Annotated in this window: 20 protein-coding genes; 11 read left to right on the top strand and 9 right to left on the bottom strand. The window is 69.8% G+C overall.

What is annotated here, in order from left to right:
• Positions 1-22: 22 nt before the first annotated feature.
• Both BM396_RS07690 and BM396_RS07685 read right to left on the bottom strand, forming a co-directional pair.
• Entirely contained in the window at positions 23-1,471 is a 1,449-nt protein-coding gene (locus tag BM396_RS07690; protein WP_043385144.1) for an amino acid permease, read from the bottom strand.
• A 134-nt stretch (positions 1,472-1,605) separates the two neighbouring features.
• On the bottom strand, positions 1,606-2,136 hold the full coding sequence (locus BM396_RS07685; protein ID WP_081948715.1) for a hypothetical protein: 531 nt from the start codon (positions 2,134-2,136) through the stop codon (positions 1,606-1,608).
• 157 nt (positions 2,137-2,293) lie between these two features.
• Here BM396_RS07685 and BM396_RS07680 point away from each other — a divergent pair, with 157 nt between their 5' ends.
• Together BM396_RS07680 and BM396_RS07675 are read left to right on the top strand one after the other, a co-directional pair.
• Entirely contained in the window at positions 2,294-3,409 is a 1,116-nt protein-coding gene (locus BM396_RS07680; protein ID WP_051976158.1) for a PA0069 family radical SAM protein, read from the top strand.
• A gap of 387 nt (positions 3,410-3,796) precedes the next feature.
• Positions 3,797-5,821 (top strand): methyl-accepting chemotaxis protein, encoded by a 2,025-nt coding sequence (locus tag BM396_RS07675; RefSeq protein WP_348273014.1) that lies wholly within the window; start codon positions 3,797-3,799, stop codon positions 5,819-5,821.
• 16 nt (positions 5,822-5,837) lie between these two features.
• Here BM396_RS07675 and BM396_RS07670 read toward each other — a convergent pair whose 3' ends face one another.
• From BM396_RS07670 to BM396_RS07660, 3 genes are all read right to left on the bottom strand, one after another.
• Positions 5,838-6,437, bottom strand: coding sequence for a ribonuclease HII (locus BM396_RS07670; protein ID WP_043385177.1), 600 nt, complete (start codon positions 6,435-6,437; stop codon positions 5,838-5,840).
• A gap of 143 nt (positions 6,438-6,580) precedes the next feature.
• Positions 6,581-7,627 carry a glycosyltransferase family 4 protein gene (locus BM396_RS07665; protein ID WP_043385150.1) on the bottom strand — a complete coding sequence of 349 codons (1,047 nt, stop codon included), beginning with the start codon at positions 7,625-7,627 and terminating at the stop codon, positions 6,581-6,583.
• A 10-nt stretch (positions 7,628-7,637) separates the two neighbouring features.
• Positions 7,638-8,453 carry a UDP-2,3-diacylglucosamine diphosphatase gene (locus BM396_RS07660; protein WP_043355706.1) on the bottom strand — a complete coding sequence of 272 codons (816 nt, stop codon included), beginning with the start codon at positions 8,451-8,453 and terminating at the stop codon, positions 7,638-7,640.
• 519 nt (positions 8,454-8,972) lie between these two features.
• Between BM396_RS07660 and BM396_RS07655 the strand changes: the two genes are divergently transcribed.
• The 8 genes from BM396_RS07655 (at position 8,973) to BM396_RS07620 (ending at position 19,462) form a co-directional block, all read left to right on the top strand.
• Positions 8,973-10,181: an aminotransferase class V-fold PLP-dependent enzyme gene (locus tag BM396_RS07655; RefSeq protein WP_043385155.1), complete on the top strand. Its 1,209-nt coding sequence runs from the start codon at positions 8,973-8,975 to the stop codon at positions 10,179-10,181.
• Between the two features lie 103 nt (positions 10,182-10,284).
• Positions 10,285-11,226: a D-2-hydroxyacid dehydrogenase gene (locus BM396_RS07650; protein ID WP_043355704.1), complete on the top strand. Its 942-nt coding sequence runs from the start codon at positions 10,285-10,287 to the stop codon at positions 11,224-11,226.
• Positions 11,227-11,460: 234 nt separating this feature from the next.
• A complete protein-coding gene (locus tag BM396_RS07645) occupies positions 11,461-12,324 on the top strand; it encodes an NADP-dependent methylenetetrahydromethanopterin/methylenetetrahydrofolate dehydrogenase (RefSeq protein WP_043381233.1) in 864 nt (287 codons plus the stop codon).
• A 14-nt stretch (positions 12,325-12,338) separates the two neighbouring features.
• The gene (gene fchA / locus BM396_RS07640; protein ID WP_043381230.1) at positions 12,339-12,983 is read left to right on the top strand and encodes a methenyltetrahydrofolate cyclohydrolase; all 645 of its coding nucleotides are present in this window, start codon (positions 12,339-12,341) and stop codon (positions 12,981-12,983) included.
• 237 nt (positions 12,984-13,220) lie between these two features.
• Positions 13,221-14,399 (top strand): malate--CoA ligase subunit beta, encoded by a 1,179-nt coding sequence (locus BM396_RS07635; RefSeq protein WP_043355699.1) that lies wholly within the window; start codon positions 13,221-13,223, stop codon positions 14,397-14,399.
• Between the two features lie 15 nt (positions 14,400-14,414).
• Complete coding sequence (gene sucD, locus BM396_RS07630) at positions 14,415-15,305, top strand: succinate--CoA ligase subunit alpha (protein WP_043355698.1); 891 nt, start codon at positions 14,415-14,417, stop codon at positions 15,303-15,305.
• Between the two features lie 287 nt (positions 15,306-15,592).
• Positions 15,593-18,343, top strand: a complete 2,751-nt coding sequence (locus BM396_RS07625; RefSeq protein WP_043381227.1) for a phosphoenolpyruvate carboxylase — start codon at positions 15,593-15,595, stop codon at positions 18,341-18,343.
• A 147-nt stretch (positions 18,344-18,490) separates the two neighbouring features.
• Positions 18,491-19,462 carry an HpcH/HpaI aldolase/citrate lyase family protein gene (locus BM396_RS07620; RefSeq protein WP_043355694.1) on the top strand — a complete coding sequence of 324 codons (972 nt, stop codon included), beginning with the start codon at positions 18,491-18,493 and terminating at the stop codon, positions 19,460-19,462.
• Positions 19,463-19,666: 204 nt separating this feature from the next.
• On the opposite strand, the gene BM396_RS07615 is transcribed toward BM396_RS07620, so the two are convergent.
• The 4 genes from BM396_RS07615 to BM396_RS07600 all read right to left on the bottom strand — a co-directional run bounded on the left by BM396_RS07615 (position 19,667) and on the right by BM396_RS07600 (position 22,337).
• Complete coding sequence (locus tag BM396_RS07615; RefSeq protein ID WP_043381225.1) at positions 19,667-20,518, bottom strand: glycosyltransferase family 2 protein; 852 nt, start codon at positions 20,516-20,518, stop codon at positions 19,667-19,669.
• Positions 20,515-21,108 carry a class I SAM-dependent methyltransferase gene (locus tag BM396_RS07610; RefSeq protein ID WP_043381223.1) on the bottom strand — a complete coding sequence of 198 codons (594 nt, stop codon included), beginning with the start codon at positions 21,106-21,108 and terminating at the stop codon, positions 20,515-20,517. The genes BM396_RS07615 and BM396_RS07610 overlap by 4 nt, the downstream gene beginning before the upstream one ends.
• Positions 21,105-21,842: a PIG-L deacetylase family protein gene (locus BM396_RS07605; protein WP_043381221.1), complete on the bottom strand. Its 738-nt coding sequence runs from the start codon at positions 21,840-21,842 to the stop codon at positions 21,105-21,107. The genes BM396_RS07610 and BM396_RS07605 overlap by 4 nt, the downstream gene beginning before the upstream one ends.
• A 171-nt stretch (positions 21,843-22,013) precedes the next feature.
• Positions 22,014-22,337: a helix-turn-helix domain-containing protein gene (locus BM396_RS07600; RefSeq protein WP_043355970.1), complete on the bottom strand. Its 324-nt coding sequence runs from the start codon at positions 22,335-22,337 to the stop codon at positions 22,014-22,016.
• Positions 22,338-22,558: 221 nt separating this feature from the next.
• Between BM396_RS07600 and BM396_RS07595 the strand changes: the two genes are divergently transcribed.
• Positions 22,559-23,074, top strand: a complete 516-nt coding sequence (locus tag BM396_RS07595; RefSeq protein ID WP_043381219.1) for an META domain-containing protein — start codon at positions 22,559-22,561, stop codon at positions 23,072-23,074.
• Positions 23,075-23,513 lie beyond the last annotated feature (439 nt).

Below are 23,513 nucleotides of genomic sequence, written 5' to 3'. Positions count from 1 at the left end.
GTGAGGGGCCGGTCCGTCTGACCTACGCCGCGTTCCCCTCCTTCCGGCGTAGGACCGAGTGTTTGCGGCCGTAGAAGAAGTACACGACGAGGCCGATCGCCATCCAGATCACCAGCCGCAGCCACGTGTCGAGGGGCAGGCCGATCATCAGGAGCAGGCAGAACAGGATGCCGAGGATCGGCACGACCGGCACGGCGGGGGCCCGGAACGGCCGCTTCATGTGGCGCTCGGTCCGCCGCAGGTAGAGCACCGAGCCGCAGACGAGGATGAAGGCGGCGAGCGTGCCGATGCTCACCATCTCCCCGAGGATGTGGATCGGCACCAGGGCCGCCACCACGGCGACCACGGCCCCGATCAGCGCCTGGCTGCGATACGGCGTCTGATAGGTCGGATGGACGTGGGAGAACATCTTCGGCAGCAGGCCGTCCTGGGCCATGGTGAAGAAGATCCGGCTCTGGCCGTAGAGCAGCACGAGGATCACCGTCGTGAGCCCGGTCAGCGCCCCGAGCTTGATCAGGAGGGCGAACCAGCCGATGCCGATCACGTCGACGCCCTTGGCGATCGGGTCGGGGACGTTCAGCTCCTTGTAGGGGACGAGGCCGGTGAGCACGGCGGCGACGAGCACGTACAGGATCGTGCAGACCGCCAGCGAGCCCAGAATGCCGATGGGCATGTCCTTCTGGGGCTTGCGCGCCTCCTGGGCGGCGGTGGAGACCGCGTCGAAGCCGATGAAGGCGAAGAACACCACGCCGGCGCCGCGCAGGATGCCGCTGGCGCCGAAATGCCCGAAGGTGCCGTCGTTGTCGGGGATCAGCGGGCTCCAGTTCGCGGTGTCGACGTGGCCCCAGCCCAGCGCGATGAAGGCCACCACCACGGTGAGCTTCACCGCGACCATGATGTTGTTGAAGCGCGCCGATTCCTTGGTCCCGCGCATCAGCAAAATCGTGATCAGCGCCACGATCAGCACCGCCGGCAGGTTGAACAGAGCCGTCCCGCCGCCGTCGATCGGCGTGCCGGGCGCGTTCGCGAACTGGGCCGGGATCACGATCCCGACGGTCTTCAGGATGCTGATGACGTAGCCCGACCAGCCCACCGCCACGGTGGCGGCACCCATGGCGTATTCGAGGATCAGGTCCCAGCCGATGAGCCACGCGAAGAACTCGCCCAGCGTCGCGTAGGTGTAGGTGTAGCTCGACCCCGCCACCGGGATCAGCGCGGCCATCTCGGAGTAGCACAGGCCGACGAAGGCGCAGGCGATGCCGCCGAGCACGAAGGACAGCATGATCCCCGGTCCGGCATACTGGGCCGCCGCCGTGCCGGTGAGAACGAAGATGCCGGCGCCGATGATCGCCCCGATGCCCATCGCGGTGATCGAGAGGGCGCCGAGCGACTTCGAGAGCTGCTGCTCGCCCTCGCCGCTCTCGACGATGTCGTCGACCGATTTGCGCCCCATCAGGCCCGACGATTCCATTGCACCATCCTTCCAGATCGAGCCGGGTCAGCCCGCTTCCACAGATGTAGAGTCGGCGAAATTTCTGCCGCGCTTCAAGTGTTGTAGAGGCGGACTGACCGACAACAACGAGGGCCGGCGCAAGATTCTGCCGGTCAGGCGCGTTCGATCCGGGCGATCAAGGGCCGGACCTTGAGGCGCGCCGCGAACGGGCCGCCGCTCCGCAGGGCCTCGCGCCGGACGACGTCCCCGGCCCGGGCCTGCCGGGCGCCCATCACGCTCTCCAACCGGCCCACGAGCCGTTCGAGCCAGCCCGCGGCCGTACGGTGCAGGCGGCCGAGGGCCGTCTCCGGCCGCGCCGTCCCGACGAAGCGGTCGAGGGTGCGGATCCAGCCCTCGGCCGGAACGTCCCCGGCCTCAAGGCACAGGATCCAGTCCCGGCGGGCTGCGGCAGCGCCCGCGGCGTAGGGATTGCCGCTCCGGTGCAGCACGAGCGTCGCGCCCGTGGCCTCCGCGACGGCTGCCACGGCTTCACTCTCGCTGCCCGAAACGATCACCGCGTCGCCGATGAGGCCGCCGGCCACGCCGGAGACCAGCACGCTGAGCGTGTCGGCCAGGCGATCGATCGCGTCCGGATCGGCCGGGTCGGCCAGATAGGTCACGGCGGAGAGCATGAGCGCGCGCATAGACGATTCTGCGCCGCCGTAAACCGCCCGGCCGCCGTCGGGCGGCCGTGTCGCTGTCCGGACAGGCGACAAAGCTGTGTCTGCCTGAAAAAGAGGCGTTCGGCCGACGGCTGTTCGCTCTATGTTCCGAGCGGGATCGGGCAGGAGACGAGTCGCCATGGTGTCGATACCCGATGACGTCTCGGGCCGGCCCGCCCAGCGACTCGGCCCGAGCGGCGTGCCGCGGGATGCTCGGCGCGGGCGTGGTGCCACGGCCAATCCCACCGGCCGCCACGAGCCGGCCCGGCGAGAGACGTTCCACGAGGAGACCGGGATGGCGGACGCGCCGGCGCCCCTGCGCACGCAGGTCACCCCGGAGCGCTCCACGCGGATCATCGCCCGCAACAGCTCGCCCGACATCCCCTTCGACCGGTCGATCAACCCTTATCGGGGCTGCGAGCACGGCTGCATCTACTGCTACGCGCGCCCCACCCATGCCTGGCTCGGCCTGTCGCCGGGGCTCGACTTCGAGTCGCGGATCTTCACCAAGCCGGACGCCGCAAGGCTGCTGGCCCGCGAGATGGCCGCGCCGGGCTACCGGCCCGAGACGATCGCCCTCGGCACCGCCACGGATCCCTACCAGCCCGTCGAGCGCGCGCACCGGATCACCCGCGCGGTGCTGGAGGTGCTGCGGGACGCCCGACATCCCGTCAGCATCACCACCAAGTCGGACCTCGTGCTGCGCGACCTCGATATCCTGGCGGCGATGGCGGCGGACAATCTCGTGCTCGCGGCGATCTCGTTGCCGACGCTGGATCCGGACCTCGCCCGCCGCCTCGACCCGCGGGCGCCGCGGCCGGACAAGCGGCTCGCGGCGATGCGCGCGCTGAGCGCGGCCGGGGTGCCCGTCATGGTCAACGTCTCGCCGATCATTCCCGGCCTGACCGATCACGAGATCGAATCGATCCTGGCCGAGGCGCGTGCGCACGGGGCGAGTCGCATCGGCCACGCGCTGCTGCGCCTCCCCGGCGAAGTCGCCGACCTCGTGGCCGACTGGTTCGCCGAGCACTATCCGGAGCGCAGGGCGCGGGCCTTCGCACTCCTGCGGGAAGCCCGGGGCGGGCGCGAGAACGACCCGCGCTTCGGCCACCGCTTCCGCGGGGAGGGGGCCTACGCGGCGATGATCGGCCAGCGGGTCCGGCTCGCCGGCACGCGACTCGGCTTCGCCTTCGGGCGGATGGCGCTGAACCGGGAGTTCTTCCGCAGACCGGGGGCACAGTTGTCGCTGTTCTGAGACGGCGCGGCGTCGAGCCCGGCTGGCCAGGATCGTATGAGCGGAGCGCCTGCCGGGCCAGATGAATCCGCCGTCGGTGCAGCAGCTTATCGATCATCCATCTCCAATTCCGCTCGAAATGGCGACGTACCGCACTCGTCGCGTCAATCCGGACTTCGATTGCGCGAATACTCGGCTTGTTGACTCTAGGTTTAATCTTAATTGCCAAAATACATATTTCGATTGAGTCTTGAATTCGAGGTTGACAGCAAAGATCTTTTGTCATCTATGAAGTCGTTTTCTATGTTTTCATTGAGAAGGACTTGCGCTTTGTCTCGATATTTCAGATTTTCAATAGGATCGATTATCGGATTAGTATTGCTGAGTATGGGAGTAATGCTGCTTGCCGTGCGTACAGACACGCTCCTCAGCGCTGTGGAGCACGCGCGAGAGGGGCAGCGCGTCGTCACGCTCACGCGGGTCAGCCGCACGCTGCTCCGGTCGGTGATCGCGACCCGCATGGCGCGGGGCATCGTTCAGAAGGTCCTGGCCGTCGAGGGTCCGATCTCGGTGGCCGACAGGGCGGATCAGCTGTCCGAGCGGCAGGCCCTGATGGACGCGGAGACGGAATTCTGGACCCTTGTGCGCGACCTCGCCGTGCCGTCGGTCCAGGCGACTCTGGAGCCCCTTCGGAGCGCGCAGGCGACCTTGGCGGCGCTGAGGCCACAGATCGACGCGGTCGTCGCGCTCCCGAGGGAACGCCGCGATGCGGCGTTCAGACAGACCTTCGACACAGCCGTCACGAGCCTCCTCAATGCCTTCGCGGCAACCAACGCCGCGGTGGACGCGGCCATCCCGCGCCGGGACACGGCGGTCGCGCAGGCCCTCGACATCAAGCGTGCCAGCTGGGCGACGCGGGTCGCACTCGGCAATTCCTGGCGCCGTATGGAAACCTCGGTGGCCGCCAAGGCGGCTTGGTCGCAGGAGGAGATCATCGCGGCGGCCGAGGAGCGGGGACGCCTGATGGCGGACTGGGGTAAAGTCGTCGACCTGTTCACGGAAGACGTCCCGGTCGCCCTGCGTGCCGCCTTCCAGAAGGCGCAGGCCAGCAACTTCGAGGGCGAGTCGGCGCGGCGGCGCGTCGCGATCACGGACGCGCTCAGCCGGGGCAGGGCGCCCGGCATCGAGGCCGATGCGTTGCGCGCGCGCGACATCGCCGACGGGAGGGCGCTTCTCGATCTGGCCCACGCGGGTCTCGACGCGATGATCGACCGGGCCCAGCTCCTCGCCGCCGAGTCGCAGCGCGCGCTTTTCGGGGCCGTGCTGTTCCTGACCGCAGCGGTCCTGCTGGCGGTCGGCGGTATCGTCATCGTGTTCCGTTGGGTGCTCCGGCCGTTGCGGGCCATGACCCAGGCCATGCAGGCGCTCGCGGGAGGAGACGCCGACGTGCCGATCCCGGCCCGCGAGCGGCGGGACGAGATCGGCGCGATGGCGGCGGCCGTGCAGGTCTTCCGGGACAACCTCGTCCGCACCCGCGCCCTGGAGGCCGAGGCGGCCGAGGCGGCGCTGGCCGCGGAGGCGCAGCGTCGGAGCATGACGCTCACGATGGCGCAGGGTTTCGAGTCGGCGGTGGCCGGCATCGTCGGTCAGGTCTCCGCCGCCGCGGCCGAATTGCAGACCACGGCCTGGCAGATGACCACGACCGCCCAGCAGACTGCCAGCCAGTCCGATACCGTGGCCGCCGCCGCCGAGGAGGCGTCCACCGGCGTCAGAACCGTGGCCGCCGCCGTGGAGGAACTCGGCACCTCCGTCCAGGAGATTGCGCGCCAGGTCCAGGGCTCGTCCGAACTGGCACGGGCCGCCGTCGGCGAGGCCGACCGGACCGCCGTGCTGGTGGCCGCGCTGAACACGGCGGCCGCCCGGGTCGACGCGGTGGTCGAGCTGATCGCCGGCATCGCCGCGCAGACGAATCTGCTGGCGCTCAACGCCACCATCGAGGCGGCGCGGGCCGGCGAGGCGGGGCGGGGCTTCGCGGTGGTCGCCACCGAGGTGAAGGACCTCGCAGCCCAGACAGGCCGCGCCACCGAGGAGATCGGGCGGCAGATCTGCGACATCCAGACCGTCACCGGTCAGGCGGTGGAGGCGATCGGGACGATCACCGGCCGGATCGGGGAGATCAGTGCGGTGGCCGCCGCGATCGCGGCGGCGGTGGAGCAGCAGGGGGTGGCCACGCAGGAGATTGTCCGCAACATCACGCAGGTCACTACGGGGACGCAGGAGGTGACCGGCACCATCGCCGGGGTTGCGCAGGCAGCCGACCAGACGGGGCGCGCGGCCGACCACGTCCTGACGGCCGCGACCGCGCTCACGCGTCAGTCGGAGCAGCTCGCCGTCGAGGTCGGTCGCTTCCTGGCCGGCGTCCGGGCTGCGTGACCCCTGGGGGCCGGGATCAGTCGAAGGCCCGGGTGAAGCTGAGCCGGTGATGCGGGCTGCGGCCGAGTTGCGTCAGGCCGGCGCGGTGGACGGCCGTGCCGTAGCCGACGTTGCGCTCCCAGCCGTAGCCGGGATGGCGCTGAGCCAGGCGCCGCATCAGCCGGTCGCGGAACACCTTGGCGACGATCGATGCGGCGGCGATCTGCGGCACCAGCCGGTCGCCGCCGACCACGGCGCGACCCGGAAGGCCCGGCAGGGCGTCGCGCCCGTCGACCAGCACGGGCGCGGCGAGGCCGAGCCGGGCGACCGCCCGCGCCATTGCATCGAGGGTTGCGCCGCGGATGTTGATCTGGTCGATCAGCGCCCGGGAGCCCGCCGCCACCGCGACCCGGGCATGGGTGTGGATCATGGGGGCCAGACGTTCCCGGGCCGGCTCCGGGACGCGCTTGCTGTCGTCGAGGGCGCCCAGCAGGTCGGCGGGGATCGCCGCCGGATCGAACCAGACCGCGGCCACCACGACCGGCCCACAGAGTGCGCCGCGACCGACCTCGTCGCAGCCGATCACCGCCGGGTAGGCTGCGGCCCGGTTGGGATCGAAGGGCGGCCGGCCCGCCATCGGCTTGGTCGGCGACGTGGCGGCGACCGACTTGCCGACCGACTTAACAGTCGATTTGGCAGTCGATTTGGCGATGGGCGGGGCGGACGGCTTGGCGGGCGGCATGACGCCGTCCTGCCATCCCGCGCGGGCGCCGTCACGGGTCAGGCGGCGTCCCGGGTGCCGCGCGCGCCGCCATGCGCCTCGATGATATTGCCGAAGAACTGCCGCGCGCTCACGTCCCAGCCGCAGCGCAGGGCCTCGGCCCGGCACTCGGCCCGCGACAGCCGCAGGGCCGCCAGCGCGGCAGCCCGGAGATCCTGATCGAGAACCCCGACGCGACGGCCGCCGACCACGTCGTTGGGGCCCGGCACCGGGAAGGCCGCCACCGGAAGGCCGCTGGCCAGGGCCTCGAGGAGCACGATGCCGAACGTGTCGGTGAGGCTCGGGAACACGAAGACGTCGCAGGCGGCGTAGACCGCCGCGAGGTCCGCGCCGGTGCGGGTGCCGAGGAAGCGCGCCCCCGGCGCGAGACCCCGTAGGCGCGCGCGGTCCGGCCCGTCGCCCACCACGACCTTGGTGCCGGGCAGGTCGAGGGCGAGGAAGGCGGCGACGTTCTTCTCCACCGCCAGCCGCCCGACATAGAGGAACAGCGGCCCGGGCAGGTCCGCGAGTTCCGCCGGCACGGGCGTCCCCGGTCCGGCGGGCCGGAACCGTTCCGTGTCTACGCCCCGGGTCCAGCGCATCAGCCGGCCGAATCCCCGCGCCGCCAGTTCACCCTGGAGCGAGGCGGTGCTGACCATCGTTCCCCGCGCCGCGCTGTGGAACCGGCGCAGATAGGCGTAGGACCACGCTTCCGGCACCGGCGCGCGGGCCGCGAGATATTCCGGGAAGCGGGTGTGGTAGCTCGTCGTGAACGGCAGGTTGTGCGCCAGGCAATGGCGCCGCACGGCCAACCCCACGGGCCCCTCCGTGGCGATATGCACGTGGGTCGGCCGTTCCGCCGTCCAGCGCGCCGCCACCCGCTCCCGGCTGGCATAGGCGAGGCGGATCTCGGGATAGCCCGGGAGCGGCAGCGAGCGGAAATCCGCCACGGAGAGCAGGGCCGTCGCGAAGCCGTGTTCCGGGGCGCGGCGGACCATCTGCTCCAGGGAGCGGACGACGCCGTTCACCTGGGGATGCCACGCGTCGCTGGCGATCAGAAGCTTCACGGCGGTGCCCTCAAGCCACCGCGCGCCGGCCCGCCAGGGGTTGCGGCACGGCCTCGGCCGCCTGCGCCCGCAGGAGGCTCGGATAGTGCAGAACCTCTATCCGGCCGTCGTAATGCTCCACGAGACCGGTGCAGGATTCCACCCAGTCGCCGGTGTTGAGGTAGCGCAGGTCGCCGATCGGCCGGTCCGCAGCATGGTGGATGTGGCCGCAGATCACCCCGTCGGCACCCTGGCGGCGCGCCTCCTCGGCCAGGATCGTCTCGAAGCGGCCGATGAAGCTCACGGCGTTCTTCACGCGCAGCTTCGCCCAGGCGGAGAGCGACCAGTAGGACAGGCCGAGGCGCCGCCGCACCTTGTTGATCAAGGTGTTGAGGGACAGGGCCAGGGTGTAGGCGCCGTCGCCGAGATGGGCGAGCCAGCGCGAGTGCCGCACGACCATGTCGAACTGGTCGCCGTGGATCACGAGGTAGCGCTTGCCGTCCGCCGCCTCGTGGATCGCGGTCTCGGCCAGCTCGATGCCGCCGAAGCTCGTGCCCACATAGTCGCGCAGGAACTCGTCGTGGTTCCCGGGCAGGTAGACGATCCGCGCGCCCTTGCGGACCTTGCGCAGGAGCTTCTGCACCACGTCGTTGTGCTCCTGCGGCCAGTACCAGCCCGAGCGCAACTGCCACCCGTCCACGATGTCGCCGACGAGATAGATCGTGTCGGCGTCGTAATCCTTCAGGAACGACAGGAGCAGGCCGGCTTGGCAGCCGCGCGTTCCGAGATGCAGGTCGGACAGGAACAGCGTCCGCACGCGGACCGGCATCTCCTCAACCTCGGCCACGGCAACCCTCTCCCGGCGGCTGAACGGTGCCGGGATCCAGAGCGCGATCCCATCTCAGTTTGATGACGCGGAGTCCCGGCGGGGCCACCCGTCCGCGTTGCGGCGCCGCAAAGCATCTCAACCGGACCTCGGCTTCGTTGCGCCGCACAAAAAATTTTTTTGCCAAGTTCTGGAAGTTTTTCCGGTTTTCCTTTCGAGCTTCGCCCGCTCATAATACCAGGAACCGGCGGCTCGGCACGAGTTCGGCCGGACCTTGACAGGAAGGCGGCGAGGACGGCCCTGAGGCCGTTGGACGGGACGGCATTTCGGAGGCGACCGGCGCGCGGGGGCGTGCCGCGACGCGAGCGGCGTGAGGCCGCCTGCCGCTCCGCGGAGGCCCCCCGATCACGGCAGAGGATGGCGTTCGAGGGGGCGCGGCGCGAGCCGCTTTCGACGGCGCCGGACCGACTCCCTGAGGACGCTTGGACAACCCGGCGCGGGTTCACGCCCGCGCACAATGGATTTTTCGGAGGAAACATCATGGCCGCAACTCGGCGCCCCGGTCGCAACCACCTCTTCATTCCCGGCCCCACGAACATCCCGGAGCGCGTCCTGCGCGCCATGCATGTGCCGTCGGAGGATCACCGCTCGCCGAGCTTCCCCGAGCTGGTGAAGCCGCTGCTCCAGGACTCCAAGATGGTGTTCGGCTCGACCGCCGGGACGGTCATCCTGTTCCCGTCCTCGGGCACCGGCATCTGGGAATCGGCCCTGTCCAACACCCTCTGCCGCGGCGACACGGTGCTGACCTCGCGCTACGGCCAGTTCAGCCACCTCTGGGTCGACATGGCCCAGCGCCTCGGCCTCGACGTGGTCGTCCAGGAGGAGGAGTGGGGCACCGGCGCCGATCCGCAGAAGATCGAGGAGGCCCTGCGCGCCGACAAGGACCATAAGATCAAGGCCGTCATGGTCGTCCACAACGAGACCGCCACGGGCGTCACCAGCGACATCGGCGCGGTGCGCAAGGCGATCGACGCCGCCGGCCACCCGGCCCTGCTGTTCGTGGACGGCATCTCGTCGATCGGCTCGCTGCCGTTCTACATGGACGACTGGAAGGTCGACTGCGCCATCGCGGGCTCCCAGAAGGGCTTCATGCTGCCGGCCGGCCTCGGCCTGATCTGCATCAGCCCGAAGGCGCTCAAGATCGCCGAGGGCGGCACCGGCCGCAACGACCGGCTCGGCCATGCCTACTTCGCCTGGAAGGACCAGCTGGCCGCCAACGCCACCGGCTACTTCCCCTACACCCCCGTCCTGCCGCTGCTCTACGGCCTGCGTGAGGCCCTGGCGATCGTGAAGGAGGAGGGGCTGGAGAACGTCTACCACCGCCATCACGTGCTCGCCGAGGCGACCCGTCAGGCCGTGGCGGCCTGGGGCCTCAAGCCCTGCGCCAAGGAGCCGAAGTGGAACTCCGACACGGTCACGGCGATCGTGGTGCCGGAGGGCGCCGACGCCGCCAAGGTGATCATCCACGCCTACGAGCGCTACAACCTGTCGCTCGGGGCCGGCCTCTCGAAAGTCGCCGGCAAGGTGTTCCGCATCGGCCACCTGGGCGACCTGAACGAGCTCTCGCTGCTGGGCGCCATCGCGGGCGCCGAGATGGCCATGATCGATTGCGGCATCAAGGTCACGCCGGGCTCGGGCGTCGCCGCCGCCTCCAGCTATCTGCGCGAGAATCCGCTGCATAAGGCGTAATCGGCGCACGCGATCGGGGCGGGGCCGGGTTGCCGGGCCCGCCCCGACGCGCAAGTAAGAACAAGACTATCGAGGAAACTGCCCGTCGTACGAGAGGGGTCCTATGACCAAGAAGATCGTGTTCCTGGATCGTGAATCCCTCGATGCCAGGGTCCGACCGTTCAACTTCCCGCACGAATACGTCGAGCACGACTCGACCTGGACGCCGGAAGAGATCGTCTCCCGCCTCCAGGGGGCGGAGATCGCGCTGATCAACAAGGTCCCGATGCGGGCCGAGACGCTGAAGCAGCTCCCCGACCTGAAGCTGATCGCCGTCGCCGCCACCGGCACCGACGTGGTCGACAAGGCCGCGGCCAAGGCGCAGGGCATCACCGTCGTCAACATCCGCAACTACGCCTTCAACACCGTGCCGGAGCACGTGGTCGGGCTGATGTTCGCCCTGCGCCGGGCGATCGTGCCCTACGCGAACTCGGTGAAGCGGGGCGACTGGGCGAAGTCCAAGCAGTTCTGCTACTTCGACTACCCGATCTACGACATCGCCGGCTCGACGCTGGGCATCGTCGGCTACGGGGCGCTCGGCAAGTCGATCGCCAAGCGCGCCGAGGCGCTCGGCATGACGGTCATCGCCTACGACGTGTTCCCGCAGGACGGGCTGGTCGATTTCGAGACGATCCTGACGCAGTCCGACGTGATCACGCTGCACGTGCCGCTGACCCCCGAGACCAAGGGGATGATCGGCGCGGCCGAATTCAAGAAGATGAAGAAGAGCGCCATCCTCATCAACACGGCCCGGGGCGGGCTCGTGGACGAGGCGGCCCTGCTCGAAGCGCTCAAGGACGGCACCATCGCGGGCGCCGGCTTCGACGTGGTGGCGCAGGAGCCGCCCAAGGACGGCAACATCCTGTGCGAGGCCGACCTGCCGAACCTGATCGTCACGCCGCACGTCGCCTGGGCCAGCAAGGAGGCGATGCAAATCCTGGCCGACCAGCTCGTCGACAACGTCGAGGCCTTCGTGGCGGGTAAGCCGCAGAACGTGGTCGAGTAGGCGCGACAGGCCCCCTCTCCCGTGCGGGAGAGGGTTGGGGTGAGGGAGGACAATTCTCCGGATGAGGCACGCCCCTCACCCTGTCCCTCTCCCGCACGGGAGAGGGGGCCCGCGCCTCGCCCGCTATGCCATCTGAAAGCTCGGGCGCACGATGACGCGGATGGGTCGCGCGCTGCGACCGCCCTTTGAAAACAAGACGATAGCGCCGCAGGGCGCGACAGAAAGGTCTGAATCGTGACGAAGAAGCTGCTGTTCCTGTTCGACACCGATGCCGTGCCGAACGTGTTCGACACGGTCGTCGGCTACGACGGCGGCGCCGACCACATCGCCGGCTACGGTGGCGTGAACCCCGACAATGTCGGCGCTCTGGTCGACGGCACGATCTACACCCGTGGCGGTTCCGAAAAGAAGTCGACGGCGATCTTCGTCGGCGGCGGCAGCATGGCGGCCGGCGAGGAGCTGTTCACCGCGGTCAAGAAGCGGTTCTTCGGCCCGTTCCGCGTCTCGGTCATGCTCGATTCCAACGGCTCCAACACCACGGCCGCCGCGGGCGTCGCGCTGGTGGCGAAGGCCGCAGGCTCGCTCCAGGGCAAGAAGGCCGTCGTGCTGGCCGGCACCGGCCCGGTCGGCATGCGCTCGGCCGCGCTGCTCGCCGGCGAGGGCGCCGAGGTCACCATCGCGGGCCGCGCCCTCGACAAGACCCAGGCTGCCGCGGACCAGATCAACAAGCGCTTCAAGGTCAACGTGAAGGCCGCCGCCACCCCCGACGAGGCGTCCCGCGTGGCCCTCGTGAAGGGCACGAACCTCGTGTTCACGGCCGGCGCCATCGGCGTCGAGCTGCTCCCCGAATCCGCCTGGGCGCAGGAATCGTCCATCGAGTTCGTCGCCGACTACAACGCCCAGCCCCCGACGGGCATCGGCGGCATCGACGTGATGGACAAGGGTAAGGAGCGCAACGGCAAGCAGGCCTTCGGCGCGCTGGGCATCGGCGGGTTGAAGCTCAAGCTGCACCGGGCCTGCGTGGGCCAGCTCTTCGAGAGCACCGACAAGGTGCTCGACGCCGAGGAGATTTATTCGCTCGCCAAGTCGATGGCCTGACGGGAGGGACGCCCATGTCGGACACGCAGCAGGCGCCGGAAAACGCGTCCATCCAGACCTTCCTGACGGGACTCGCCAGCGCCGCCCCGACCCCCGGCGGTGGCGGCGCGGCGGCGATCTCCGGCGCCATGGGCGCGGCTCTGGTGTCGATGGTCTGCAACCTCACCATCGGCAAGAAGAAGTATGTCGAGGTCGAGGCCGAGCTGAAGGAAGTCCTGGCCAAGTCCGAGGGCCTGCGGGTCGTGCTCACCGGCATGATCGGGGAGGACGTCCAGGCCTTCGACGCCGTGATGGGGGCCTACGGCCTGCCCAAGGCCACCGACGACGAGAAGGCGGCCCGCGCGGAGAAAATCCAGGCGGCCCTCAAGACGGCCTGCGACGTGCCGCTCGCCTGCTGCCGGGCTTGCCGCGCGGTGATCGACCTCGCGGCGATCACCGCCGACAAGGGCAACCTCAACGTCGTGTCGGATGCCGGCGTGGCCGTGCTCTCCGCCTATGCCGGACTGCGCAGCGCAGCGCTCAACGTCTACGTGAACGCGAAGGGTCTCGAGGACCGGGACTTCGCCGACGAGCGGCTGAAGGAACTCGAAGACCTTCTGGCCGGGGCCGGGGCCTTGACCGAGAAGGTCTACGAGGTGGTGAAGACCAAAGTGAACTGACGCTCGCGGCGCTTGATCCTGGCGCCGGCAAACCATCGACAGTCGAGGCCGGGTGCATCATGCCCCGGCCTCGTTGTTTTTGAGTATGCCGCAGCGCAGCATCGAATACGATCCGTGCTGCGACCGCGAAAAAGTCGTCGTCAAGCCCGAGATCAAAAAATTTGACGGGCTTATTCCTTCGACTCAACTAAAGTGAAGGGCATCAACGGCGGCAACGAACCGCGGAGGAGGCGCCGAATGGACGTCCACGAGTATCAGGCCAAGGAGCTGCTTGCGAGCTTCGGCGTGGCCGTCCCGAAGGGCGCGATCGCGTTCAGCCCGGATCAGGCGGTTTACGCGGCTACGGAATTGGGCGGATCCTTCTGGGCCGTGAAGGCGCAGATCCACGCGGGTGCCCGCGGAAAGGCCGGCGGCATCAAGCTCTGCCGGACCTATAACGAGGTCCGCGACGCCGCCAAGGATCTCCTCGGCAAGCGCCTCGTCACCCACCAGACCGGCCCCGAGGGTAAGCCGGTCCAGCGGGTCTACGTCGAGACCGCCGACCCGTTCGAGCGTGAGCTCTACCTCGGCTACGTGCTGGACCGGAAGGCCGAGCGCGTGCGCGTCATCGCCAGCCAGCGCGGTGGCATGGACATCGAGGAGATCGCCGCGAACGAGCCCGACGCCCTGATCCAGGTGGTGGTCGAGCCGGCGGTGGGCCTGCAGCAGTTCCAGGCCCGGGAGATCGCCTTCCAGCTCGGTCTCAACATCAAGCAGGTCTCGGCCGCGGTGAAGACGATCATGAACGCCTACCGGGCGTTCCGCGACTGCGACGGCACGATGCTGGAGATCAATCCGCTGGTCGTCACCAAGGACGACCGGGTGCTCGCGCTCGATGCCAAGATGTCCTTCGACGACAACGCGATGTTCCGCCGGCCGGGCATCGCCGACATGCACGACCCCTCGCAGGGCGATCCCCGCGAGGCGCAGGCCGCCGAGCACAACCTCAGCTACATCGGCCTCGAGGGCGAGATCGGCTGCATCGTCAACGGCGCCGGGCTGGCCATGGCCACCATGGACATGATCAAGCACGCGGGCGGCGAGCCGGCGAACTTCCTGGATGTCGGCGGCGGCGCCTCGCCCGAGCGGGTGGCCACGGCCTTCCGGCTGGTCCTGTCGGACCGCAACGTGAAGGCGATCCTCGTCAACATCTTCGCCGGCATCAACCGCTGCGACTGGGTCGCCGAGGGTGTCGTCCAGGCGGCGCGCGAAGTGAAGATCGACGTGCCGCTGGTGGTCCGGCTCGCCGGTACGAACGTGGAGGCGGGCAAGAAGATCCTGGCCGAGAGCGGCCTCGACCTGATCACCGCCGACACCCTGTCGGAGGCGGCCAAGAAGGCGGTCGACGCCTGCGCCACCGCCAAGACGCAGCACTGAAGGGGAGACCGCGCCATGAGCATCCTCATCGACGAGACCACCCCGATCATCGTCCAGGGCATCACGGGCGACAAGGGCACCTTCCACGCCAAGGAGATGCTGGATTACGGCACGAACGTCGTCGGCGGCGTCACCCCGGGCAAGGGCGGCCGCACCCATCTCGGCCTGCCGGTGTTCAACACCGTCAAGGAGGCGGTGGCGGCGACCGGCGCCACCACGTCCATCACCTTCGTGGCGCCTCCCTTCGCGGCCGACGCCATCATGGAGGCGGCCGATGCCGGCCTGCGGCTGGTCTGCTCGATCACGGACGGCATCCCGGCCCAGGACATGATGCGGGTGAAGCGCTACCTGATGCGCTATCCGCGGGATCGCCGCACGATGGTGGTCGGCCCGAACTGTGCCGGCATCATCTCCCCCGGCAAGGCGATGCTCGGCATCATGCCCGGTCACATCTATCTCCCGGGCAATGTCGGGGTGATCTCCCGCTCGGGGACGCTCGGCTACGAGGCGGCCTCGCAGCTCAAGGAGCTCGGGCTCGGCATCTCCACCTCGGTGGGGATCGGCGGCGATCCGATCAACGGCTCGTCCTTCCTCGACCACCTCGCCCTGTTCGAGACCGATCCGGACACGGACGCGGTGCTGATGATCGGCGAGATCGGCGGCCCGCAGGAGGCCGAGGCGTCGGCCTGGATCCGCGAGAACATGTCGAAGCCGGTGATCGGCTTCGTGGCGGGGCTCACGGCGCCGAAGGGCCGCCGCATGGGCCATGCGGGGGCGATCATCTCGGCTGCCGGCGACAGCGCCGCCGAGAAGGCCGAGATCATGCGCTCCTACGGCCTCACCGTGGCGCCCGATCCGGGTTCCTTCGGCCAGACGGTGGCCGACGTGCTGGCCCGGGCGGCGTAGCCGCAGCCAGCCTGCCGCACAGTCTCAGAATGCGGCGTGGGTCCCCCTCCCGTGCGGGAGAGGGACAGGGTGAGGGATCGGATCCTTCCGGAGAAGGCGCGGTCCATCGGCGTACCGGCGGCGCGCTCGATCCTGAACCATCGCGTCCCTCACCCCGACCCTCTCCCGCACGGAAGAGGGGGCTCGTCGCGCTGGGCACCGGCCGATGCGCGCACCTCCCGAGCCGGCGGTGACGACGCTTCGCGCTGAACATCCTCCAAGAAAACCGCGCGCCACGAGGTGGCCTCATGACCCGCACCCTTCACGCACATCCAGGTCTCGTCGACGCGACAGCCTTCGCGCCGCCGGTGATCGTCGGCACCTCGGCCGAGCAGGCGCTGGACATCCTGTTCCAGGCGCTGCTCGATGTCGCCCGCCGGCACGATCCCGACCTCGAGGCGGTCCTGCACGGCACGGCCGACATCTCGCGCTTCTCGCCGCAGATGCTGGCGCGCGCGCTGCAGGTGCAGGGCATCTGGTTCCAGCTGATCTCCATCGCCGAGCAGAACGCCGCGATGCGCCGCCGCCGGCACGTGGAGCGCACGGAAGGCCGTGCCGCGCTCAGCGGCTCCTTCGCCAAGGTCTTCGCGGATGCCCGCCGGCAGGGCGTGCCCCCGGAGAAGATCCAGGCGCTGCTCAGCGACCTGCGCATCCGCCCGACGCTCACCGCGCACCCCACCGAGGGCAAGCGCGTGACGGTGCTGGAGAAGTTCCGCCGGATCTACCTCGTGCTGCGCGAGCTGGAGATGCCGCGCTGGACCGATCGTGAGCGCAACGGGCTCATGAACGAGCTCCGCGACCAGATCGAGCTGGTCTGGATGACGGGCGAGCTGCACCTGGAAAAGGCGACGGTCGAGCGGGAAGTGGCCTGGGGGCTGCACTTCTTCGACGAGACCCTGTTCGAGATGCTGCCCGAGACCCTGGAGACCCTGCACGAGGCCCTCGCCGAGACCTATCCGGGCACGGACTTCAAGGTGCCGCCGTTCTTCCAGTTCGGCTCCTGGATCGGCGGCGACCGGGACGGCAACCCCTACGTCACGGCCGCGGTCACCCGGCAGACCCTGCACCGCAACGCCCTGGCCTCGCTCACCCGCTACCGCGACGGCGTGCGGGAACTGGGCCGGACCCTCTCGCTCACCGAGCGCTCGCTGCCGCTGCCCGAAAGCTTTCACGCGGAACTCGAACGGCAGCTCGCCGAGAGCGGCCAGGCCCGCGCCATCACCCGGCGCAACCCGGGCGAGCCTTATCGCCAGTATCTCTCCTGCGTCCTGCGCAAGATCGAGGCGACGATCGCCCGCAACGAAGGTGAGCACCCGTCCGGTCCCGACTACGCCAGCGCCGACGGCTTGATCGAGGATCTGCGCACCCTGGAGCGCGGCCTGACGGAGGCCAAGTGCGGGGCGCTGGCGCGGGATCTCGTCCGCCCTGTCCGGCGCATGGTGGAGATCTTCCGCTTCTCGACGGTCCGGCTCGACCTGCGCGAGAACACCACGCGGACCACCGACACGCTCCATGCCCTCTGGCGCCAGCGCAACGGCGACGGCGAGCCGCCGCCCCTCGGTTCGACCGCGTGGCGCCAGTGGCTCGATACCGAACTCGCCCGGCCCCGTGATCCCGAGCGGTCCTTCGAGGACCTGCCCGACGCCGCCCGGGAGACCCTCGCCACCTTCGCCCTCGTCGCCGAGATGCGCGAGGCCCTCGACCGGGAGGCGTTCGGCGCCTTCGTGCTGTCGATGACCCGCTCGGTGGAGGACGTCCTCGGCGCCTACCTGCTGGCCAAGGAGGCGGGGGTGTTCCTCGACGCGGCCGGGACGGAGATCTGCCCGCTGCCGATCGTGCCCCTGTTCGAGACCATCGACGACCTGCGTGCCGCCCCGGCGATCATGCGGGCGCTGCTCGGCGTGCCGGTGGTGCGCCGCTCCACCCGCTGGCAGGGCGGGGTGCAGGAGGTCATGATCGGCTATTCCGACTCCAACAAGGACGGCGGCTTCGTCGCCGCCAACTGGGAGCTCTACAAGGCGCAGAGCAAGCTGACCCGGCTCGGCGAGGAACTCGGTGTCGGCATCGCCTTCTTTCACGGGCGCGGCGGCTCAGTGAGCCGCGGCGGCGTGCCGACCCATCGCGGAATCATGGCCCAGCCGCCGGGCTCAATCCGCGGCCGGTTCCGCACCACCGAGCAGGGCGAGGTCGTCTCGTTCAAGTACGCCAACCGCGGCACCGCCGCCTACCAGATGGAGCTGCTCGCCGCCTCGGTGTTCGAGCACGCGCTCGCCGGCGACGGCGAGCGGGCGGGCCCCGGCCACGACGACGCCCTGGAGGCGTTGGCCGGCGCGTCCCGGGCGGCCTACGTCCAGCTGCTCCAGACCGACGGCCTCGTCGATTACTTCCAGGCCGCGAGCCCGCTGGACGAGATCGCGCTCCTCAACATCGGCTCGCGGCCGGCCCGCCGGTTCGGCGCCCGCTCGCTCTCGGACCTGCGGGCGATCCCCTGGGTGTTCGCGTGGTCGCAGAACCGGCACGTGATCACCGGCTGGTACGGGGTCGGGTCCGGGCTCGCGAGCTTCATCGACGTGCGCGGCCGCGACGGCGAGGCGACCCTCAAGCGGCTGTTCAACGAATCCCGCATCCTCCGCCTCGTCCTCGACGAGGTCGAGAAGACCTTGATGATGGTCGATCTCGACATCGCCCGCGCCTATGCGGGCCTCGTCCCGGATGCGGCGATCCGGGACCGGATCTTCTCGATGATCGAGGCCGAATACGCACTGACCCGGGAAATGGTGCTGCGGGTGAGCGGCGGCGCGGATCTCGCCGAGCGCTTCCCCCTGTTCCGGGACCGCCTGAAGGGGCGGCTTCCGACCATCAACCAGGTCAGCCGCGAGCAGGTGGAACTGCTCGCCCGCTACCGCGCCGAGACCGACGAGGACCGGCGCGAGGCGGTGAAGTCGGCCCTGCTCCTGTCCATCAACTGCATCGCGGTCGGCTTCGGGGCGACCGGGTGAGGCGGTGCGGGCCTCGCACGTTGAGGGATCAGGTCGAAACGCGCCTGCGCGCCCTGTCAGGCAGCTCAGTGCGCGCCATTTGCCGCCGGTGAACGGGGTCCAGCCCCGCAACGGCATCAGAACCGTCACCAGGAGAGAGAATCCAAGATGAGCTTCACCCTGATCCAGCAGGCCAAGCCGCGCCTGCACCGGTCCGAACTCGCGGTCCCCGGCTCCAACCCGACCTTCATGGAGAAGTCGGCGCAGTCGGCCGCCGACGTGATCTTCCTCGACCTCGAGGACGCGGTCGCCCCCGACGACAAGGAGAAGGCCCGCACCAACATCATCCAGGCGCTCAACGACCTGGATTGGGGCAACAAGACCATGATGATCCGCATCAACGGTCTCGACACCCACTACATGTACCGCGACGTGGTCGACATCGTCGAAGCCTGCCCGCGCCTCGACATGGTGCTGATCCCGAAGGTCGGCGTGCCGGCCGACGTCTACGCCATCGACGTGCTGGTCACCCAGATCGAGCAGGCCAAGAAGCGTGACAAGCAGATCGGCTTCGAGGTGCTGATCGAGACCGCGCTCGGCATGGCCAATGTCGAGGCGATCGCCCAGTCGTCGAAGCGCCTGGAGGCGATGTCCTTCGGCGTGGCCGATTACGCCGCCTCGACCCGCGCCCGCTCGACGGTGATCGGCGGCGTGAACCCCGACTTCTCGGTGCTCACCGACAAGGACGAGGCCGGCAACCGTCAGACCCACTGGCAGGATCCGTGGCTGTTCGCTCAGAACCGCATGCTGGTGGCCTGCCGCGCCTACGGCCTGCGCCCGATCGACGGACCGTTCGGCGACTTCTCGGATCCGGACGGCTACCGCTCGGCGGCCCGCCGCTGCGCCGCCCTCGGCTTCGAAGGGAAGTGGGCGATCCACCCGTCGCAGATCGATCTCGCCAACGAGGTGTTCACCCCCTCGGAGGCCGAGGTCACCAAGGCCCGCCGCATTCTCGAGGCCATGGAAGAGGCCGCCAAGGCCGGCCGCGGCGCCGTGTCCCTGGACGGACGCCTCATCGACATCGCCTCGATCCGCATGGCCGAAGCGCTGATCGAGAAGGCGAACGCCATGAAGGGCTGAGGCCGCCCGAACGGCGCGCCAAGCAGCTGCATGACCGGGGCCGGGCTTGCCGGGCCCCGGGGCAGATCGGAGCGGATCGCGGGCAAGCCCGTGACCGCGTGACAGGTTCGGATGAGGGTTGGAGAAGGCCCCGGAGCGGGTTCACCCCTCACCAGTCTCTTCGGGAGAAGGGACAAACTCTGCGGCGCGGCGGCCGCGACGGCCCTAGAACGGCCGATCGTCCGGCAGCCGCGCCGCAGCCATCTCGTCCGGAGTCGGGTCGCGATGGATGACGATCCCGTTCGACCGATCCGCCCCGATCAGCCCGAGCCGGGCGAACCCGTCGAGCCAGCCGTCCATCGGCCAGATCCCGTGCCGGTCGTGAAAGCGGGCCGCGTTGGCGACAATGTCGCGGAAATGCTGCAGGGGCGGGTCGTAGCCCGGATGATGCTGGTGGTAGGCCCGGGGGCCTCCCAGGAACAGGATCGGCACCCCCGCCTTCTCCGCCCGGAACGCCAGATCGGTGTCCTCCGCGCCGTAGCCGGAAAAGGTTTCGTCGAACCCGCCGAGGCGGTCATAGGTCTCGGCGCGCACCGCGAAGGCGAGCGACCAGAACAGCCCGGCCTGCGGTGCCGGCGCCACCACGCCTGCGGACGGGAAGGCCCGCACCGGGTGCGGCTGGCCGAACCGCTCCAGATCCGCCGCGCACCATCCATCCGCCACCGCGCCGGCCGGCAGGTAGCCGATCTCGCAGCAGATCAGGCCGTCCTGCTCGGCCACCGCCCGCGACAGGCCCGCGACGAGCCCCGCCGAGGGGATGCAATCAACGTCGAGGAAGATCAGCGTCTCGGCCTGGGCCGCCCGTCGCCCGGCATTGCGCGCCGCCGCGAGGGGCAGGCCGGCATGCGGGAACGCGACGCGCTCCACCGGGAAGGGCAGCGCCGGGTAGGGCGCCTCATCGCCGCCGATCTCGACGACGACGCAGCGATCGGGCGGATCGCCGCGACCGAGACCGTCGAGCAGGCGGGTCAGGTGTGCGCGCCGACCTTTGTTGAGCGTGATGACCGCGATGCTCACGAGGCGGCTCCGGCGCGCAGGACATCGATCCGATAATCGGGGGTCCGCGACTGACTCAGGACCTGGGCGAAGGCGGCGGAGAGGCGGATGAAGCCATCGGCGGCACCATCGCCCGAAAGCGGGTAATCGGTCTCGCCCAGCCAGTGCACCAGAACGATGTCCCCGCCCGGCGCGATCGTCTCGCCGGCCCGGCGCACGAGCTCGGCGAAATCCGGCGGGGCCAGGAAGTACAGGAACTCGGAGAGGACGATCAGGTCGAAGGGCCCGATCGGCCAGTCCGCCGGCATGGTCCCCTGCCGGATCTCGACATGGGGACGATCCGCGCATCGCGCCCGGGCGGCCTCCGCGGCGGCCGGGACGAGATCGGTGGCGAGGAGCCGGGCGCAGCGTTCCGAGAGGGCGCGGGTGAAGACGCCGATCGAGCAGGCCGGCTCGAAGGCGGACCGGTAGCGCGGCTGGGGAAGGGCCGCGAGCGTCGCCGCGTATTTCTCGCGTTCGTAGGGCGAGGAGGTGAAATGCCAGGGATCCGGGTCGCTGGCGTAGATGCCGCGGAAGTAATCCTCCGGCAGGGTCTGGGTCCGCCGGGTCATGCGGGGATCGCGACGAAGCGCTCGTAGGGACCGCAGAGCCGGTCGATCATGGCGGGCTCGAGCCGGAAGCCCTGGGGATCGTCCGCGATGAGGTCGGTGGTCTGCGATTCGTGCGCCGCCACGGCCCGCGCCTTGGTCTCGCGATAGGCGGAGACGTCGAGGCGCAGGCCGGTCGGGCTTGGGCCGACCTCGGTCTCGGGCGGTAGGGTCCAGCCCCAGACGGGATACTCATAGACCCGGACTCCCGGCATCTGCGGTCGGGCGCGGGCGACGATCGCAGCGGCCGCCTTGTGATCGCAATGGGGATCGTGGCGCCACGTGACGAAAACCGCGCCGGCCCCGATCGCCGCGGCCGCGCGGGCCACGGCCGCCGCAGCCGCGTCGGCCTCCGGCCCGTCGCTCGGGACATGCGCGTCGGGCAGGCGCAGGAAGGTCACGTCCCCGGATCCGAGGCCGAGCACCGCTCCGGCCCGCTGCGTCTCCGCCTCGCGCAGGGCGCGCAGCTTCTCCGGCGGATAGAGGCGGGACTGCGTGTGCGAGCCGCATCCGTCGCTGACCACGACGAGGTGAACGGGCCGCCCGGACGCCCGGGCGGCTGCGATCAGGCCGCCGCATCCGAGGCTCTCGTCATCGGGGTGGGGCGCGACGACCACCAGCCCCCGGCTCCCCAGGAGGGCATCGAGGCTCGCCAGGGGCAACGCGTCGGCGGCGGCCAGAAAGGTGTCGGCGCGCATCACTGGCCTCCGGTCCGTTCGAAGACAGGACGCCGGTCGCGCGGCGACGGGCTGCTGACGAGATCGATCACGGGACGCTCCAAGGACGGTGCGCGGGGTCGGGCGTCCCTGGTTCTCGGATCCTGCGCCTGAACACGCCATGAGCGGCGCGTTCCGGAGTTCCGGCGCGCGTTACCGATCGTTCTCGGTGGTGAGCGCGTCGGCGCGGGTGCCCTCGTCGACGCCCGGTCCGGCCGCCAGGTGGACGCCGAGGGTCGGAGCGTCGGTGAACACCGCGCCGGCTGCGCTGAGGGCGCTCCGCAGGGCCTCGATCTGCCCGCTCGGCGGGTCGCTGTAGCCGCCCTCGAAATCCCGCACGAAGTGCTCGTCCAGGCCGACTTTGCCCGCGAGATCGGCCTGCGACCAGCCGAGCAGCCCACGGGCCGCCCGCGACTGCGCGGGGCTCATGATGGGCGCCTGCGTTCCGCTCTGTGCGCCCTCGTCCGATCCTGCCACGCTCACTCTCCTCCTCGGCGATCATCAACAACGATTGCGGTCGCGGATCGTTTCCGGGCACATCCGGTCGGAGCGCGACCATAATTGTGCTGAAATCCTGTCGCATCCGCCAAGGCGCAAGGATTCGGAGCGGTCTCTCGCGGGGCCGTGCTGCGCGGCCGGCGTGGCGCCTCCGGACCGGGACAACCTGCGCGCGGTGCGCGCGACATGGGGACTGGACGATGAGAGGGGTGCTGATCGCGAGCTTGGCCTGTGCCGTGCTGGCCATGGACCTATCCGCGGTGACGCAGGCGCAGGCCCAGATGGGCGGTTCGCCGACGGGCTTCGGCCGGGGCAATCGCCGCCCCGGCGGCGAAGAGGAGAAGAAGCCCCAGTACGTGCCGGGGACCAAGGCCAGCGAGAAGATCTTCCCGCTCGACTCGACCTGGACCGCCGTGAGCCTCAACGGAAAGCCCTTCACGGGTGGCGACCGGCCGAGCTTCATCATCGACAAGCAGTACCGCGCCCGCGGCTACGGCGGTTGCAACACCTTCGCGGCGACCGCATTCCCGCTCAAGGAGCAGCACATCGCCGTGGGCCCGCTCGCACTCACCAAGAAGAGCTGCGACAAGGGCCTCGCCGCCGCCGAGCAGGCGTTCTTCATCGCCCTGCGCACCTCGGCGGTGTGGGACTTGGTCGGCTCGCAGCTCGTGCTCAAGAGCCCGAACGGCGAGCTGAAGTTCGACCGCGCCCTTTAAGGAGCGGTTCACCACGCCGCATGATGGCGGTCGCCGATTCAGACGGCCTTGAGGGGCGTCGGGGCTCATTCCTCGTGTATCGAGGAGGCCACGGATGCCAGTCGGAATCGGGATCGGACGCGGGGACCGCTCGCGTCCCACGGTGACGCGGAGCCTCCGTTTCACGGGGCCCGAGGGGTTTCATCCCGGCGCCCTATGGCTCGCCACCGCCGTGCCGGCTGTGGCGACGCTGCTCCTTCTCGCGCGACTGGCTTCCTGACAGGCGGCGCTGGCGGCGTCTTACCGGGACGCCGTCCTGTCCCCGGGCCGGTCACCCTCGGCATGTCCGCGCGGCTCGGAACGATCCTGCGCTTGCGCCGTTACGGGCGGAAACAGCGAGGCCAAACCCGCGGCGACACCATATAGAATTGGATCGGCGTTCAGGCCGCCCTCGGGCGGG

The sequence above is a fragment of the Methylobacterium sp. UNCCL125 genome (genome assembly GCF_900116795.1).
In the GTDB taxonomy this organism is placed as follows: domain Bacteria; phylum Pseudomonadota; class Alphaproteobacteria; order Rhizobiales; family Beijerinckiaceae; genus Methylobacterium; species Methylobacterium fujisawaense.
The sequence above is the reverse complement of the archived record's forward strand: the minus strand, read 5'-3'. Positions and strand labels throughout refer to the sequence as shown.

Excerpts from the sequence above, each read along its gene's own strand:
- BM396_RS07690 (WP_043385144.1), bottom strand. The coding sequence starts at position 1,471 with ATGGAATCGTCGGGCCTGATGGGGCGCAAATCGGTCGACGACATCGTC.
- BM396_RS07685 (WP_081948715.1), bottom strand. The coding sequence starts at position 2,136 with ATGCGCGCGCTCATGCTCTCCGCCGTGACCTATCTGGCCGACCCGGCC.
- BM396_RS07680 (WP_051976158.1), top strand. The coding sequence starts at position 2,294 with ATGGTGTCGATACCCGATGACGTCTCGGGCCGGCCCGCCCAGCGACTC.
- BM396_RS07670 (WP_043385177.1), bottom strand. The coding sequence starts at position 6,437 with ATGGCGGGCCGGCCGCCCTTCGATCCCAACCGGGCCGCAGCCTACCCG.
- BM396_RS07655 (WP_043385155.1), top strand. The coding sequence starts at position 8,973 with ATGGCCGCAACTCGGCGCCCCGGTCGCAACCACCTCTTCATTCCCGGC.
- BM396_RS07650 (WP_043355704.1), top strand. The coding sequence starts at position 10,285 with ATGACCAAGAAGATCGTGTTCCTGGATCGTGAATCCCTCGATGCCAGG.
- fchA (WP_043381230.1), top strand. The coding sequence starts at position 12,339 with ATGTCGGACACGCAGCAGGCGCCGGAAAACGCGTCCATCCAGACCTTC.
- BM396_RS07635 (WP_043355699.1), top strand. The coding sequence starts at position 13,221 with ATGGACGTCCACGAGTATCAGGCCAAGGAGCTGCTTGCGAGCTTCGGC.
- sucD (WP_043355698.1), top strand. The coding sequence starts at position 14,415 with ATGAGCATCCTCATCGACGAGACCACCCCGATCATCGTCCAGGGCATC.
- BM396_RS07625 (WP_043381227.1), top strand. The coding sequence starts at position 15,593 with ATGACCCGCACCCTTCACGCACATCCAGGTCTCGTCGACGCGACAGCC.
- BM396_RS07620 (WP_043355694.1), top strand. The coding sequence starts at position 18,491 with ATGAGCTTCACCCTGATCCAGCAGGCCAAGCCGCGCCTGCACCGGTCC.
- BM396_RS07610 (WP_043381223.1), bottom strand. The coding sequence starts at position 21,108 with ATGACCCGGCGGACCCAGACCCTGCCGGAGGATTACTTCCGCGGCATC.
- BM396_RS07605 (WP_043381221.1), bottom strand. The coding sequence starts at position 21,842 with ATGCGCGCCGACACCTTTCTGGCCGCCGCCGACGCGTTGCCCCTGGCG.
- BM396_RS07595 (WP_043381219.1), top strand. The coding sequence starts at position 22,559 with ATGAGAGGGGTGCTGATCGCGAGCTTGGCCTGTGCCGTGCTGGCCATG.